At 73.8% G+C, this 15,189-nt stretch carries 11 protein-coding genes; 8 read left to right on the top strand and 3 right to left on the bottom strand.

Translation table 11 applies throughout. The features are described 5' to 3' along the window. Nucleotides 1-59: 59 nt before the first annotated feature. The 5 genes from PU704_RS09790 to PU704_RS09810 all read left to right on the top strand — a co-directional run bounded on the left by PU704_RS09790 (nt 60) and on the right by PU704_RS09810 (nt 8,516). Nucleotides 60-1,028 carry a TIGR03885 family FMN-dependent LLM class oxidoreductase gene (locus PU704_RS09790; protein WP_277551185.1) on the top strand — a complete coding sequence of 323 codons (969 nt, stop codon included), beginning with the start codon at nt 60-62 and terminating at the stop codon, nt 1,026-1,028. 54 nt (nt 1,029-1,082) lie between these two features. Then, a complete protein-coding gene (locus PU704_RS09795; RefSeq protein WP_277551186.1) occupies nt 1,083-4,451 on the top strand; it encodes a DNA polymerase III subunit alpha in 3,369 nt (1,122 codons plus the stop codon). Between the two features lie 204 nt (nt 4,452-4,655). Beyond that, on the top strand, nt 4,656-5,627 hold the full coding sequence (locus PU704_RS09800; protein ID WP_277551187.1) for a PRC and DUF2382 domain-containing protein: 972 nt from the start codon (nt 4,656-4,658) through the stop codon (nt 5,625-5,627). 196 nt (nt 5,628-5,823) lie between these two features. Beyond that, nucleotides 5,824-7,941: a threonine--tRNA ligase gene (gene thrS, locus PU704_RS09805; RefSeq protein WP_277551188.1), complete on the top strand. Its 2,118-nt coding sequence runs from the start codon at nt 5,824-5,826 to the stop codon at nt 7,939-7,941. Further along, entirely contained in the window at nt 7,938-8,516 is a 579-nt protein-coding gene (locus PU704_RS09810) for an HIT family protein (RefSeq protein ID WP_277551189.1), read from the top strand. The genes thrS and PU704_RS09810 overlap by 4 nt, the downstream gene beginning before the upstream one ends. Before the next feature lie 82 nt (nt 8,517-8,598). Here the strand turns inward: PU704_RS09810 and PU704_RS09815 are convergent, their stop codons facing one another. The 3 genes from PU704_RS09815 to PU704_RS09825 form a co-directional block, all read right to left on the bottom strand. Continuing rightward, nucleotides 8,599-10,707 (bottom strand): M3 family metallopeptidase, encoded by a 2,109-nt coding sequence (locus tag PU704_RS09815; protein ID WP_277551190.1) that lies wholly within the window; start codon nt 10,705-10,707, stop codon nt 8,599-8,601. A 73-nt stretch (nt 10,708-10,780) separates the two neighbouring features. Next, nucleotides 10,781-11,077 (bottom strand): hypothetical protein, encoded by a 297-nt coding sequence (locus PU704_RS09820; protein WP_277551191.1) that lies wholly within the window; start codon nt 11,075-11,077, stop codon nt 10,781-10,783. Continuing rightward, complete coding sequence (locus tag PU704_RS09825) at nt 11,077-11,796, bottom strand: GAF and ANTAR domain-containing protein (protein ID WP_277551192.1); 720 nt, start codon at nt 11,794-11,796, stop codon at nt 11,077-11,079. Before PU704_RS09825 ends, PU704_RS09820 begins: the two co-directional genes overlap by 1 nt. 307 nt (nt 11,797-12,103) lie before the next feature. Here PU704_RS09825 and PU704_RS09830 point away from each other — a divergent pair, with 307 nt between their 5' ends. From PU704_RS09830 to PU704_RS09840, 3 genes are all read left to right on the top strand, one after another. Further along, the gene (locus PU704_RS09830; protein ID WP_277551193.1) at nt 12,104-13,411 is read left to right on the top strand and encodes a Mur ligase family protein; all 1,308 of its coding nucleotides are present in this window, start codon (nt 12,104-12,106) and stop codon (nt 13,409-13,411) included. Nucleotides 13,412-13,422: 11 nt separating this feature from the next. Continuing rightward, nucleotides 13,423-14,145, top strand: a complete 723-nt coding sequence (locus PU704_RS09835; protein ID WP_047802681.1) for a type 1 glutamine amidotransferase — start codon at nt 13,423-13,425, stop codon at nt 14,143-14,145. A 260-nt stretch (nt 14,146-14,405) separates the two neighbouring features. Continuing rightward, complete coding sequence (locus PU704_RS09840; RefSeq protein WP_277551194.1) at nt 14,406-15,167, top strand: YebC/PmpR family DNA-binding transcriptional regulator; 762 nt, start codon at nt 14,406-14,408, stop codon at nt 15,165-15,167. The last annotated feature ends 22 nt before the right edge of the window (nt 15,168-15,189 follow it).

Consider the following 15,189-nt stretch of genomic DNA (forward strand, 5'->3'; position numbering starts at 1 on the left):
CCGGCCGACCGGGCCGGCCGACGGCACCCATCCCGACCCGACCCCGACCGGAGGGCCCCATGGCGACCATCGGCTTCCACGCCTCCCACGAGCAGATCCCGCCCGAGCAGCTGCTGCGCGACGTCCGGCACGCCGAGCAGGCCGGCTTCGGCGCCGCCATGTGCTCCGACCACCTGGAGCCGTGGTCCCCGCGCCAGGGCCACTCCGGCTTCGCCCTGTCCTGGCTGGGCGCGGCGCTGGCCACCACGGCCCTGCCGTTCGGGTTCGTGCACGCCCCGGGCCGGCGCTACCATCCCGTGGTCACCGCCCAGGCCACGGCCACGCTCGCCCGCATGTTCCCCGGCCGGCTCTGGGCCGCCCTGGGCAGCGGGCAGCGGCTCAACGAGCGCCCGGTCAGCCCCGAGTGGCCGGGAAAGGAGCAGCGCCAGCAGTTCCTCGAGGCGAGCTTCGACGTCGTCCGCCGTCTGCACGCCGGGGAGGAGGTCAGCCACCGCGCACCGCTGCACGCCGACCGTGCCCGGGTCTGGGACCCCCCGGAGGTCGCGCCGCCGCTGCTGGTGGCCGCCCTCACCCCGGCCACCGTCCGCCGCTTCGCCCCCGTGGCCGACGGGTTCATCACCGTCAACCAGCCCCTCGAGGACCTGCGGCGGATGCTCGGGACCTGGCGCGAGGCCGGCGGCACCGGGCGGGCCGCGCTGCAGGTGCACCTGAGCTGGGCGCCCTCCCCGGAGCAGGCCCGGGCCATCGCCTTCGAGCAGTGGCGCACCAACGTCTTCGACCCCGTCACCATGGCCGAGCTCGCCTCCCCGCAGGACTACCAGCGCAAGGCGGTCCAGCAGGACGTCGGGCACGAGCAGATCGCCGGGGCGGTCAACGTCTCCGCCGACCTCGGCCGGCACGCGCAGTGGCTGCACGAGTACGCCGAGCTCGGCTTCGACGAGATCCACCTGCACCACGTGGGGCAGGAGCAGGCGGCCTTCCTCGACGCCTTCGGGGACGCCGTGCTGCCCCAGTTCGCCGCGGCGTGACCCGCCCCGGCGTTTGCAATTGACTTAAGTTCGAACACATATTCGAATACCGGTGTGAGCTTTCCGCACCTGCACGTCGCCACCGCCTTCAGCGCCCACTACGGGGTGAGCCGGCCCTCCGCCCTCGTCGCCGCGGCCGCCGCGGACGGCGCGGAGATGCTCGCCTGCACCGACCGGGACGGCCTCTACGGCGCGGTCAAGCACCTGGACGCGTGCCGGGAGCACGGCATCGACCCCGTCCTGGGCGCCGACCTCGCCCTGTACGGCCCCGGACGCGAGCGCGTCCTCGGCCGCGTGCTGGTCCTCGCCGCCGGCGGGACCGCCGGCGCCGGCTACGCCGCCCTGTGCCGGCTCGTCTCCGCCGCCCACGCCGGCGGCGTCCCGGCCGGGGTGGACCCGGACCAGATCGCCGCCCACGCCGTCCGCCCCGGGCGCACCGGCCCCCTGCTGACCGTGCTGCTCGGGCCGGCCTCCGACGTCGGTCAGGCGCTCGTCGCCCGCCGCTACCGCGCCGGCCGCGCCGCCCTGGCCCGCTGGCGGGCCCGGCTGCCGGCGGAGGCGCTCGCCGTGGAGGTGGTCACCCACCTGGCCGCCCCCGGCACCGCGTGCAGCACCTCCCACGCGGCCCGGCTGCTGCGCGCCGCCGCCGAGGCGGGGCTGACCCCCGTGCTGACCAACGCGGTGCGCTACGCCACCCCCGCCGAGGCGGCGACCGCAGACGTCCTCGACGCCGCCCGCGCCCTCACCCCGCTCGAGGCCCTCGGCCGGGCCGGTCCGCCCGGCAGCGGGGGCGCCGCCGACCGCCGGGCGCCCCCGGCGGAGCCGCTGCAGCCCAACGGCCAGGGCTGGCTCAAGTCCACCCGGCAGATGCGCTCGCTGGCCGCGGAGATCGCCCGGGCCGCCGACCTCGGGACCGCGGGCGCCACGGCCCTGCTGGCGGGCACCCAGCGGATCGCCGACCGCAGCCGCCTGGACCCGGTGGCCGACTGCGGGTGGGGCCGCCCGGTGGTGCCCGAGGCCTCCGTGCTGGGCCTGCGGCGCCCGGCGCCCGCGGAGCTGCGTGCCCGCTGCGAGGACGGGCTGGCGCGGCGCTACCCGGGCCGCCGGGCGAGCCCGGCGGTGCGGTCCCGGCTGGACCGGGAGCTGGGGGTGATCGGGGAGCTGGGCTTCGCCTCCTACTTCCTCACCGTGGCCGAGGTCTCCGCGATGATCGGGGCGATGGGCGTCCGGCACGCCGCCCGCGGCTCCGGGGTCTCCTCGCTCGTCAACTACCTGCTCGACGTCTCCCAGGTGGACCCCCTGGAGCACGACCTGCTCTTCGAGCGCTTCCTCTCGCCCGACCGCTCGACCCTGCCGGACATCGACATCGACGTCGAGTCCGCCCAGCGCCACCGCGTCTACCGGGAGATCTTCGACCGCTTCGGCGCGGAGCGGGTGAGCCTCATGAGCATGCAGAACGCCTACCGGGCCCGCGGCGCCGTCCGGGACGCGGGGCTGGCGCTCGGGCTGGACCCCGAGACCGTGGACACGGTGGCCAAGCAGCTGTGGCACCTGCCGGCCTCGACCCTGCGCGAGACCCTCGCCCGCCAGCCGGAGCTGCGGGATTTCGCCGAGCAGGTGTCCCGGGAGAAGCAGCTGGACCTGCTCGTGGACCTCACCGAGCGCCTGGACCGCCTGCCCCGGCACATCTCCATGCACCCGTGCGGGGTGATCCTGGGGGACCGCTCCCTCCTGGACCGCACCCCGGTGCAGACCGGCGGGGCCGGGATGCCGATGAGTCAGTTCGACAAGCACGACATGGACCCCATGGGCATGCTCAAGCTCGACGTCCTCGGCGTGCGGATGCAGTCCGCCCTCGCCCACGCCGTCGAGGAGGTGGCCCGCATCCACCCAGGACGGCCCCGCCTGGACCTGGAGTCCGTCCCCGTCGACGACGAGGCCACGTTCGAGCTCATCCGCTCGACCCACACCCTGGGCTGCTTCCAGATCGAGTCCCCGGGCCAGCGCGAGCTCATCGGCAAGATGGCGCCGACGAGCTTCGGCGACCTCATCGTGGACATCTCCCTCTTCCGTCCCGGCCCCATGCACTCGGACATGGTCCGGCCCTATCTGGAGCACCGCCACGGCTGGTCGCGGCCCGTCTCCGTCCACCCGCGCCTCGACCCGATCCTCGCGGAGACCCACGGGGTGACCGTCTTCCACGAGCAGGTCCTGCGCATCCTTCACGCCTTCACCGGCTGCGGTCTCGCCCGGGCCGACGAGCTGCGCCGCCGGCTCGGCTCCGACCGGCAGCTCGAGGTGGAGACGTACTTCCGGGAGCGGGCCCGGGAGCGGGAGTACCCGCTGGACGTCGTGGACCGGGTGTGGGGGATCCTGGCGGCCTTCGGCTCGTTCGGCTTCTGCAAGGCCCACGGGGCGGCCTTCGCGGTGCCCACCTACCAGTCCGCGTGGCTGAAGGCCCACCACCCGGAGGCGTTCCTGGCCGGGCTCTGGGAGCACGACCCCGGGATGTACCCCAAGCGCCTGCTCGTGGGGGAGGCGCGGCGGATGGGCATCCCCGTCCTGCCGGTGGACGTCAACCGCTCCGACGAGCACTACCGGGTGGAGCGGCTGACGGAGGACCCCGGGCGGCTGGGGGTGCGCCTGGCCCTGACGGGCATCCACGGGGTCTCGCAGGCCGAGGTGCGCCGGATCGTGGCCGGGCAGCCCTACGCCTCCCTCGCGGACCTGCGGCAGCGGGCCCGCCCCGCCCGGCGCACCCTCGAGCGCCTCGCCGCCGTCGGCGCCTTCGACGGCCTGCTGCGCCGCTCCGGGGGGACCGCCTCCCGCGCCGACCTGGTGCACGCCCTGCGCGTCCGGGCGGACAGCGCCCGCCCGCCCCGGGACCCCGGGAGCCGGGAGGTCCAGGGGCAGCTGGCCCTGGACCTGGGGGACCTGGAGCTGCGGGGCCTGCCCGCGGAGCGGCCCGAGCCCACCGTCGAGGAGAAGGTGCGCACCGAGCTGGACCTGCTCGCGGTCGACGTCTCGGCGCACCTCCTGGACAGCTGGGCGCCCCTGCTGCGGGAGCTGGGGGTCGTGCCCGCCGAGCGGCTGCTGGAGCTGCGCAACCGCTCCGAGGTGCTCGTGGCGGGGGTGCGGGTCTCGACCATGACCCCGCCCATGCGCAGCGGCCGACGGGTGGTCTTCGTCAGTCTCGACGACGGCACGGGCGCGGTGGACTGCGCCTTCTTCCCCGACGCCCAGGAGCGCTCGGGGCAGCACCTGTTCGGCACGCGGCTGCTGCTGGTGCGCGGGCGCATCCGGCGCACGGGCCCCCGCGGGATCAGTCTCAGCGCGGAGCAGGCCTGGGACCTCGCCGACCCGGCGACCCCGGCGGCCGTCCGCGCCCCGGTCCGCCCGCCGGCCCGCGCCCCCGCCCGGTGAGCGGGCCGGGCGGGGGCATCATCCGCCGGAGGCCGACGCGGATCCAGCAGTTTCACTCTGGGAGAATCCATTGGCCAGCGGGCTGATAGCCAGTATGGTTACTAATAACAGCGGACGAGCTGCACCCCGCCCCCCGGCGGGATTCGTCCGCGGCGGGCCCCTCCCGGGTGCCCGTTCTCCAGCAGATCAAGAGAAGGAGTTCTCATGGCTACGTACGACGTCAACGCACTGCTCTCGGCCACCGCCTACGACTCGGACGGCGACAAGATCGGCAAGGTCGAGCAGGTCTTCCTGGACGACAACACCGAGGACGTCACCTTCGTGACCGTCAACACCGGTCTGTTCGGCACCAAGGAGAGCTTCGTCCCGGTCGAGGGCGCCCGGCAGGACGGCGACCGCCTCGTGCTCCCCTACGCCAAGGGTGTCGTCAAGGACGCTCCGCACGTGGACGCGGACCAGCACCTCTCCCCGGCCGAGGAGGAGGAGATCTACCGCTACTACAAGATGAACTACTCCGGCACCGGCGGCGACCGCGACACCCGGACGGACTACGCCACGACCGACTACACCGGCACCGGCACCACCGGCACCACCGGCCGTGACGCCGACGACACGCTCGACACCGACCGCAACGCCGTGCCCGGCGGAGGCACCGCCGGCTACGCCGAGGTCGACCGCGACGCCACCGACCGCAACAGCACCGCCGGGATCGCCGACGTGGACCGCAACGTCACCGACCGCGACCTCACCGACCGCGACCGGGACCTGACCGACCGCGACGACAACGGTGTGGTCCGTCACGAGGAGCGGCTGCACGTCGGCAAGGAGGAGCGGGAGACCGGCCGCGCCCGCCTGCGCAAGTACGTGGTGACCGAGCACGAGACCGTCGACGTCCCCGTCGAGCGCGAGGAGGTCCGGGTCGAGCGCACTCCGCTCAGCGGCACCGAGGCCACCACCGGCACCATCGGTGAGGAGGACGTCGAGGTGACCCTCCACGAGGAGCGCCCCGTCGTCGCCAAGGAGACCGTGGGCGTCGAGAAGGTCGGGATCGAGAAGGAGACCGTCCGCGACACCGAGCGCGTCGACGCCGACGTCCGCAAGGAGCAGGTCGAGGTCGAGACCGACGCCGAGCGCGGCACCGGCCTCACCGACCGCGATCGCCGCGACCGCATCTGATCGCACCGATCGTCCCGGGCCCCCGTCACCGCGAGGTGACGGGGGCCCGTCGTCGTCGCGGTCGGTCAGGTCCCGGTCGCGGTCGGCACCGCACCGGACGGGTACCATCGATGCAGTGCGCGCCGCCCGCCGGTGCCGCTGCCGCGTGCCCCCCGTACGGGTGCGTGCCGTTGCCGACCGAAGGAGACCCCTCCCCATGACCACCGCGCCGGAGCACCAGCCCGAGTCCGCACCCCTCACGATCACCGTCGACGGCGAGCAGCGCACGGTGGGGACCGGCACCTCCGCCGCGGAGCTGTACCGCGAGGAGCGCTCCGTGGTGGTCGCCCGCGTCAACGGTGTGCTGCGGGACCTCGCCACCGAGCTCGCCGACGGCGACGCCGTGGAGCGGGTGCTGATCTCGGAGCCGGAGGGACTCGAGGTGCTGCGCCACTCCACGGCCCACGTGATGGCCCAGGCCGTGCAGCAGCTGCACGAGGACGCGAAGCTCGGCATCGGCCCGTACATCACCGACGGCTTCTACTTCGACTTCGACGTCGAGCAGGCGTTCACCCCCGAGGACCTCAAGGCCATCGAGAAGCGGATGCAGCGGATCGTCAACTCCACGCAGTCCTTCCGCCGCCGCGCCGTGAGCGAGCAGGAGGCCCGGGCCGAGATGGCGGACGAGCCGTACAAGCTCGAACTGATCGGCCTGTCCCAGGGCCCCGGCTCGGGCGGGGACGTGGACGCCGCCGCCGAGGGCGCGTCCGTGGAGGTCGGCGCCGGCGAGCTGACGATCTACGACAACGTGGACCGCAAGACCGGGGAGACGGTCTGGAAGGACCTGTGCCGCGGCCCGCACCTGCCGGACACCAAGCTGATCGGCAACGGCTACGCCCTCATGCGCTCGGCCGCCGCCTACTGGCGCGGCTCCGAGAAGAACAAGCAGCTGCAGCGCATCTACGGCACGGCGTGGCCGTCCAAGGAGGACCTGAAGGCCTACAAGGACCGCCTCGCCGAGGCCGAGCGGCGCGACCACCGCCGGCTCGGCGTGGAGATGGACCTGTTCTCCTTCCCGGACGAGCTGGGCTCCGGCCTGCCGGTGTTCCACCCGAAGGGCGGGATCATCCGCAAGACCATGGAGGACTACTCCCGCAGCCGCCACACCGAGGCCGGCTACGAGTTCGTCTACACCCCGCACATCACCAAGGGCCACCTCTACGAGGTCTCGGGGCACCTGGACTGGTACCGGGAGGGGATGTTCCCGGCCATGCACGTGGACGAGGAGCGCGACGCCGAGACCGGCCAGCTGACCAAGCAGGGGCAGGACTACTACCTCAAGCCCATGAACTGCCCCATGCACAACCTCATCTTCCGCTCGCGCGGCCGGTCCTACCGGGAGCTGCCCCTGCGGCTGTTCGAGTTCGGTCAGGTCTACCGCTACGAGAAGTCCGGCGTGGTGCACGGCCTGACCCGGGTGCGGGGCATGACCCAGGACGACGCCCACATCTACTGCACCCGTGAGCAGATGAAGGCGGAGCTGACCACCACCCTCACGTTCGTCCTCGACCTGCTCAAGGACTACGGGCTCGACGACTTCTACCTGGAGCTCTCCACCAAGGACCCGGAGAAGTTCGTGGGCTCGGACGAGCTGTGGGAGGAGGCCACGGCGACCCTGGCCGAGGTCGCGGCGGAGTCCGGGCTGACCCTGGTGCCGGACCCCGGGGGAGCGGCCTTCTACGGCCCGAAGATCTCGGTCCAGGCCAAGGACGCGATCGGGCGGACCTGGCAGATGTCCACCATCCAGCTGGACTTCAACCTCCCGGAGCGCTTCGACCTCGAGTACCAGGCCGCGGACGGCACACGGCAGCGCCCGGTGATGATCCACCGCGCGCTGTTCGGCTCCGTGGAGCGCTTCATGGGCGTGCTCGTGGAGCACTACGCCGGGGCGTTCCCGGCGTGGCTGGCCCCCGTCCAGGTGGTGGCGATCCCGGTGGCCGAGGCGTTCAACGACTACCTGCAGGGCGTGGTGGACACCCTCCGGGCCCGCGGGGTGCGCGTGGAGCTCGACGCCGGCTCGGACCGGTTCCCCAAGAAGATCCGCACCGCCTCCAAGGAGAAGGTGCCGTTCGTGCTCATCGCCGGCGGGGAGGACGCCGAGGCGAACGCCGTGTCCTTCCGGTTCCGCGACGGCTCCCAGGACAACGGCGTCCCGGTCGGCGAGGCCGTCGAACGGATCGTGGCGCACGTCCAGCGCCGGGTGAACGAGGAGCCGACGGCCGCCCTGCCCGAGGACCCCCACGCCGCCGCGGAGACGGCCGGGGTCGGGCAGTGACCGGCCGGGCGCCCGAGGGCGGGCCTCCGCACCACTGGATCCGCCAGGACGAGTTCGAGATCCCGGGGGTGCCCGACAGCTTCCAGCGGCTGTGGACCCCGCACCGGCTCGCCTACGTGCGCGGGGAGGACCCGTCCGTGCGGGAGGACCCCGGGTGCCCGTTCTGCCACGGCCCGGACCGCGCGGACGAGGAGTCCCTCATCGTCCACCGCGGCGAGCACTGCTTCGTGATCCTCAACCTCTTCCCGTACAACCCCGGGCACCTCATGGTCTGCCCGTACCGGCACGTGGCCGACCTGACGGAGCTGGGGGAGGAGGAGCTGCGCGAGCTCACGGACCTGACCCGCACCGCCGTGTCGACGATCCGGCGGGTGGCCTCCCCGCACGCCTTCAACGTGGGGATCAACCTGGGGGCCGCGGCGGGCGGGTCGCTCTCCGGGCACCTGCACCAGCACGTGGTGCCGCGCTGGAACGGGGACGCGAACTTCATGCCCGTGCTCGCGGGGACCAAGGCGATCATGCAGACCCTCGGGGACACCCGTCAGGACATCGCCGACGCCTGGCCGGAGGCCTGACCCCGGAGCGGGCCACGGCCCCGCCGGGTGCCCGGCCCGCTCCGGGCACCCGGCGGGGCCGTGGCGCTCGGCCGCGGGCTGCTCAGGCCCGGTCCCCCCGGTCCGGGCCCCCGGCCTCCGGGGCCGGGGCGCCCCGCCGCCGGTGCACGAACTCCTCGCGGGGCAGCAGCCCGCGCCGCTGCAGCAGGGCGCCGAGGTGCGGGCGCCGGCCCAGCAGCGCCTCCACCGCCTCGAGGGGCGCCGTCTCGTTGCCGCGGGAGAGCACCTCCTCCGCGAAGCGGCGGCCGTTCTCCCGGGTGAGCCCGCCGTGGGCGGTGAACCACCGGGCGGTGTCCGCGTCGAGGATCTCGGACCAGATGTAGGCGTAGTACCCGGCGGAGTAGCCACCGGCGAAGATGTGCTTGAAGTACCCGGTCCGGTAGCGCGGGGCGATGCCGGGCACGTCGATCCCGGCCCGCTCCAGGGCCTCCTGCTCCACGCTGCGCGGGTCGGGCAGCCGGGACGGGTCCTCGATCCCGTGCCAGGCGAGGTCCAGCCAGGTCGAGGCCAGGTACTCCACGGTCCGGAAGCCCTGCCCGTGCGCGGCGGCCTGCCGGAGGGCGGCCAGGGTGGCCTCCGGGACCGGCTCCCCGGTGCGGTGGTGCCGGGCGTAGTGCGGGGCGACGTCCGGGTGCAGCACCCACATCTCGTGGACCTGCGAGGGGTACTCGACGAAGTCGCGGGGCACCTTCGTGCCGGAGAACGAGGGCAGGTGCACGTCCGAGAGCAGCCCGTGCAGGGCGTGGCCGAACTCGTGGAAGACCGTGACCACCTCGTCCAGGGTCAGCAGCTTCGGGCGACCGGCGGGCGGGCGGGTGAAGTTCGCGTTGTTCACGACGACGGGCCGCTGCCCGGTGAGCCGGTTCTGGTGCACGAGCGAGCCCATCCAGGCCCCGCCCTGCTTGGTGGGCCGGGTGAACCAGTCGCCCAGGAACAGGCCCACCTCCTCCCCGTGCTCGTCGGTGACCTCCCACACCCGCACCTGCGGCAGGTAGCCGGGCAGATCGGGGCGCTCGGTGAAGACCAGCCCGTAGAGCTCACGGGCGGTGCGGAAGATCCCGTGCTCGAGCACCGACTCCAGCTCGAAGTACTCCCGCAGCGCGGAGGCGTCCACGTGATAGCGCTCCCGGCGCAGCCGCTCGGCCCAGAACGGCCAGTCCCACGCCTCGATCGGGTGGCCCGCGAGCCGCTCCAGCTCGGCGCGCTCCTCGAGCGCGTTGCGCACCGCGGGCCCGGTGATCCGCTCGAGCATCTCCTGCACCGCCTCGGGGGAGGGAGCCGTGCTGCCCGCCATGACGTGGTCGCCGTGGCTGCGGTAGCCCAGCAGCCGCGCCTGCTCCGCGCGCAGCCGGGCGATCCGCGCGGCCAGGGGGCGCAGGTCCGTGCGGCTCTGCGAGCCCTCGCCGTCGAGCCCGCCGGTGCCCCGGTGGACGGCGGCCAGGTGGATCCGCCGGCGCAGCGCACGGTCCGTGAGCACCGACAGCACCGGCTGGACGGTGAACAGCGCGGGCGTGAGCAGGTAGCGTCCCCGGTGGCCGTTCTCGGCGGCCGCGGAGGCGGCGGCCTCGATGTCCGCGGGGTCCATGCCGTCCAGCGCTTTCGGGTCGTCCACCACGACGGCGGAGGCGTTGACCTCCCGGAGCAGGTCGTTGCCGTAGCGGATGCTCAGCGCGGAGAGCTCGTCGTTGACCTCCCGCAGCCGCTGCTGGTCGTCCAGACCCAGCTCCGCCCCGGAGGTCTGGAACCAGGAGACGTACTCGTCCAGCGCCCGCAGCTGCCAGGGCTGCAGGTCCGTGCGGTCCACCCGCCGGACCCGGGCGTAGAGCTCCTTGTTGAGCGTGAAGTCCGCCTTGTGCTCGGCCAGCCGCGGCGCGAGCTCCTGGTAGATCCGCTGGACGCCGGCGGTGTTGTGCGCGGCGGTGAGGGTGAAGAAGACCGATTCGACCCGGTCCAGGGCCAGCCCTCCGCGCTCGAGGGCCTCGACGGTGTTCGCGAACGTGGGCGGCGCGGGGTCGGCCACGACCGCCCGCACGCACTCCAGGTCCTGGGCCATCGCCGCCTCGAAGGCCGGCAGGAAGTGCTCCTCCCGGATGCTCCGGAAGTCCGGCAGCTCGTAGGGCAGCTCGCTGGGGCGCAGGAGGGGGTTGTCCAAGGCTCAGTCCCTGTCGGACTCGATGGGTGGGCACGTTCGCTGGAACACCCTACCGGGGCGGCGCCGTCCCCGGTCAGTCCGGGAGCGCGCCCGGGTCCCGGGGGGCGCCGGGCAGGTCCACGGAGTACGGGGCCCGCGGCGCCCCCGGCCGCAGCAGCCCGTTGGCCACGTGGGCCAGGAGGTCGCGCTGGAAGGGCGGCAGCCCCAGGCACTCGTGCAGGTAGGCGTCGACCTCGACCGTGCCGGCGTCGCCGCCGAGGCTGAAGTAGTCCATCCACAGCCGGCCCAGACCGATCCCGGCGTCCTCCACGGCCAGGCGCAGCAGGCGGGCCTGCTGCGCGGCGCCGTCGTCGTCCACGGGCGCACCCATCAGAGCTGGGGGTCCGGGGCGCGCTCGAGCACCCGGGAGGCGACCCGGGTCAGGGGCAGGCCCAGGGCCCTGGAGGCGTGCAGCAGGGTGGCGCGGGCGCCCTGCGCGTCCGTGCCGTGGCGCTCCATCAGCATCCCGGTGGCGAGGTCGACGGCCCGGCGGTCGGCCAGGGCGGCCCGGAGCGAGGCGCTGAGCCGGTTCGGCGCGTCCGGCGCCAGGGCCGAGCCCAGCAGCACGGCCGCGGCCTCGGCCAGCAGGCCCAGCACCTGCTCCTCCCGGGCGGAGAAGACGTGCGGGGCGGCGGCGTAGACCTTCATCGCCCCCAGGGCGTGCTCCTGCCGCACCAGCGGCACGCTGAGCACCGAGCGGATCCCCGCCCCGGCGGCGGCCGCGGACCAGGCCGGCCAGCGCCGGTCCTCGGTGGTGTCCTCGACCCGCTGGGCCGCCCCGGTGGCCCAGGCGCTGAGGCAGGGCCCCTCCCCGAGCTCGTACTGCAGGGCGTCGGCCGCGTCCACGGACCCGCCGGTGGAGCCGGTCGTCCTCCGCCGGCCGGCCTCGTCCAGGAGCGAGACCCCCGCTCCCGTCGCCTCGTCGACGAGCACGCACGCCGCCTCCGCGAGCCGCCGCGCCGCCCCGGCGGCGCCGTCCTCGCTCAGGAGCATGCCGCTCAGCCGGGCGAAGACCATGCTCAGCTCGACCATGGGACTGTCGGTCTCCACCCGTTCCCTCCGTCCACTGGCTCTGTTCGCAGGCTCTGTTCGCAGGCTCCGACCGAGGCCCCGGGGAACCCCCGCGGCCACCGGCTCCGGTCTAGGTGCATCCAGCGTACGCGCACGTCCCACCGGGCGCACCCGATCGCCCGCCGGTGCCCGCCGCCGCCTGCTCGACACCGGACGAGGAGCCCTCGGGCCGCGACGGAGTTCGGAGTGGCGGCCGGACGGGCTCGGCGGCCGGGACCGGCTCACGACCCCGCAGGGCGCCGCGACGAGCCGCCGCGCCACGGGCGGGCCGCCCGCACGCCCTAGGATGGAGCGCATGTCCCGACCCCACGTGCGCCTGCTCGGCCAAGGCATCCGGTACCTGACGACCCTGCGCGGAGGAGGCTCCGCCTTCCCCGGCCTCGTGATGGAGAAGCTGCACCCCGGGTTCGTGGCCGAGCAGCTCGGGCGGCTGCCGCACGGGGTCGTGGTCGTCAGCGGCACCAACGGCAAGACCACCACCACCAAGATGGCCGTCCAGCTGCTGCGCTCGCAGGGGTACAAGGTCTTCACGAACCGCACCGGCTCCAACTTCGTGCGGGGCGTGGCGGCGGCGCTGCTGGGGGAGATGAGCCTCACCGGCCGGCTCGACGCCGACATCGCCGTGCTCGAGCTCGACGAGGCCCACGCGGTGCACTTCGTCAAGCAGGTCCGGCCCCGCCACGCCCTGCTGCTCAACGTCATGCGCGACCAGCTCGACCGCTTCGGGGAGATCGACACGACCCGCCGGATGCTCGCCCAGATCGCCGCGGCCACCACGGGCACCGTGGTGCTCAACCGCGAGGACCCCCGGATCGTGTCGCTGGCCGAGCACGTCCCGGACGGCACCGACGTGCGCTGGTTCGGCCTCGCGCCGGAGCTGCGCCGGATGTTCCCCTCCGACGACGACATGCGCTCCGCCGGCGGGCCCGAGGCCGAGGAGGACCACGAGCGCGAGCTCGCCCCGCGCCCGGCCGCCGAGGTGGAGCTGACCTCCTTCGCGGCGAACCGGGTGCAGCTCACGGTGGGCGGCGATGACGTCGAGGCCACCGTGGAGCTCTACGGCGTCTACAACATCTACAACGCGGCCGCGGCCCTGGCGCTCGTGCTCGCCGTCGCCGGACCGGAGGCCGACCGCTCCGCACTGGTGGACGAGCTCTCCCGCGTCACCCCGGCGTTCGGGCGCGGCGAGACCATCCACGTCGACGGCCGGCCGCTCCAGCTGCTGCTCGTGAAGAACCCCTCCGGGTTCCGCCTGTCCCTGGCCTCGGCCCGCCCCGGCGACTACGCCACCATGGTCACGATCAACGACGAGTACGCCGACGGCCGGGACGTGTCCTGGCTGTGGGACGTCGACTTCCACTCCCTGCGCGAGGCCGGGGTGGACGTCGTCGGCGGCACCCGCGCCTGGGACATGGCGCTGCGCCTGGACTACGACGAGGTCCCCGTGCACGACGTCGTCCCCGACCTCGGCGACGCGCTGCGGCGCTTCGTGGCCGCCGCCGGCGACCGGCCCATGCGCGTCTTCTGCACCTACACGTCCATGCTCGAGCTGCGCCGGGAGCTGTCCCGCGTGGCCGAGGTCGCCGAGATCTGAGCGGAGCCCCCATGACCGACCGCACCGTCCACCTCGTCCAGCTCTACCCCCGGGACATGAACATCTACGGCGACTGGGGCAACACCCTGACGCTCAAGCGCCGGCTGGAGAAGTACGGCTACGCCGTGCGGCTGTCCGACCACGACCCCGGGGACCCCTTCCCCGCCGACGCCGACCTGCTCGTGGGCGGCGGCGGGCAGGACTCCGGGCAGTTCCGCGTCCAGGAGGACCTGCAGCGGATCGCCCCGGAGCTGCGCGCGATGGCCGCCGACGGCGTCCCGATGCTGGCGATCTGCGGGCTCTACCAGCTCTTCGGCCACGAGTTCCGCACCGGCGCCGGGGAGACCCTGCCCGGGATCGGGATCCTGGACCTCACCACGGTGGGCGGGCCGACGCGCCTGATCGGCAACATCGTCCTGGAGTCCCCGGAGTTCGGCACCGTGGTCGGCTACGAGAACCACTCGGGGATCACCCGGCTGGGCCCCGGACAGGCCCCGCTCGGCACGGTGCGCAAGGGTGCCGGCAACAACGGCGAGGACGGCACCGAGGGCGCGCGCGTGCACCACGTGGTGGCCTCCTACCTGCACGGGTCGATGCTGCCGAAGAACCCCGCCGTGGCCGACCACCTCATCCGGGCCGCGGTGGAGCGCCGGTTCGGGAGCTTCGACGCCGAGCCGCTGGACGACACGCTCGCCGAGCGCGCCCGGGCGGTCGCCGTGGCCCGTCCCCGCTGATCCGTCCGCCCGGCACGGTCCGCACCGTCCGGGCGGACCGTTCGCGCCGGCCCGTTACGGCAGGTCGGTCACGGCAAGCCCGTTTCCGCAGACCGGTTTCCGCAGGCCGCCGGGAGCGGACGGCGCCGCACCCGGTAGGATGGAGCAGGACTTTTCCGGTCCGTCCGGCCCGCCGCCCGGACGGACCGCTCCGGGACGGCAACCGGCGGCTTCCGAGACCCCGAGCACGACGTCCCGTCACGACTTCCGAGGAGGAATGCATGTCAGGTCACTCCAAGTGGGCCACGACCAAGCACAAGAAGGCCGCGATCGACGCCAAGCGCGCCAAGGCCTTCGCCAAGTACATCAAGGGCATCGAGGTGGCCGCGCGCATGGGGGGGGCCGACACCGCGGGCAACCCGGCCCTGGACCTCGCCGTGTCCAAGGCCAAGAAGAACTCGGTGCCGGTGGCGAACATCGACCGGGCGATCAAGCGCGGCGCCGGGCTGACCGGCGAGGTCGTCGACTACACCGAGATCCTCTACGAGGCCCGCGGCCCGCAGGGCACGGCCCTGTACATCGAGTGCCTCACGGACAACAAGAACCGCGCCGCCTCCGAGGTGCGCGTGGCGGTGACCCGCAACGGCGGCACGATGGCCGACTCCGGGTCCGTGGCCTTCCTCTTCGAGCGCAAGGGCGTCGTGGAGGTCACCCGCGCCGACGGGCTCACGGAGGACGACGTCCTCATGGCCGTCCTGGACGCGGGCGCCGACGAGGTCGTGGAGCAGGAGGAGGTCTTCGAGGTCGTCTCCGAGGCCACCGACCTGCCCGCGATCCGCGCCGCCCTCGACGAGGCCGGGCTCGAGTACAACAACGACGACCCGCAGTTCCGTCCGAGCATGCTCGTCGAGCTGGACGCCGAGGGCGCCCGGAAGTTCCTGCGCCTGGTGGAGGCCGTCGAGGAGCTCGACGACGTGCAGAACGTCTACTCCAACGCGGACATCCCCGCCGAGGTCCTCGCCCAGCTCGACGCCGAGGACTGACCACGGCCACGCAGCGGATCCT

It is taken from the genome of Kocuria oceani (assembly GCF_029524215.1).
GTDB lineage: Bacteria > Actinomycetota > Actinomycetes > Actinomycetales > Micrococcaceae > Kocuria > Kocuria oceani.

What these genes read in the sequence shown, in the direction of transcription:
- PU704_RS09790 (WP_277551185.1), top strand. Translation starts at nt 60, where the DNA reads ATGGCGACCATCGGCTTCCACGCCTCCCACGAGCAGATCCCGCCCGAG.
- PU704_RS09800 (WP_277551187.1), top strand. Translation starts at nt 4,656, where the DNA reads ATGGCTACGTACGACGTCAACGCACTGCTCTCGGCCACCGCCTACGAC.
- thrS (WP_277551188.1), top strand. Translation starts at nt 5,824, where the DNA reads ATGACCACCGCGCCGGAGCACCAGCCCGAGTCCGCACCCCTCACGATC.
- PU704_RS09820 (WP_277551191.1), bottom strand. Translation starts at nt 11,077, where the DNA reads ATGGGTGCGCCCGTGGACGACGACGGCGCCGCGCAGCAGGCCCGCCTG.
- PU704_RS09830 (WP_277551193.1), top strand. Translation starts at nt 12,104, where the DNA reads ATGGAGCGCATGTCCCGACCCCACGTGCGCCTGCTCGGCCAAGGCATC.
- PU704_RS09835 (WP_047802681.1), top strand. Translation starts at nt 13,423, where the DNA reads ATGACCGACCGCACCGTCCACCTCGTCCAGCTCTACCCCCGGGACATG.
- PU704_RS09840 (WP_277551194.1), top strand. Translation starts at nt 14,406, where the DNA reads ATGTCAGGTCACTCCAAGTGGGCCACGACCAAGCACAAGAAGGCCGCG.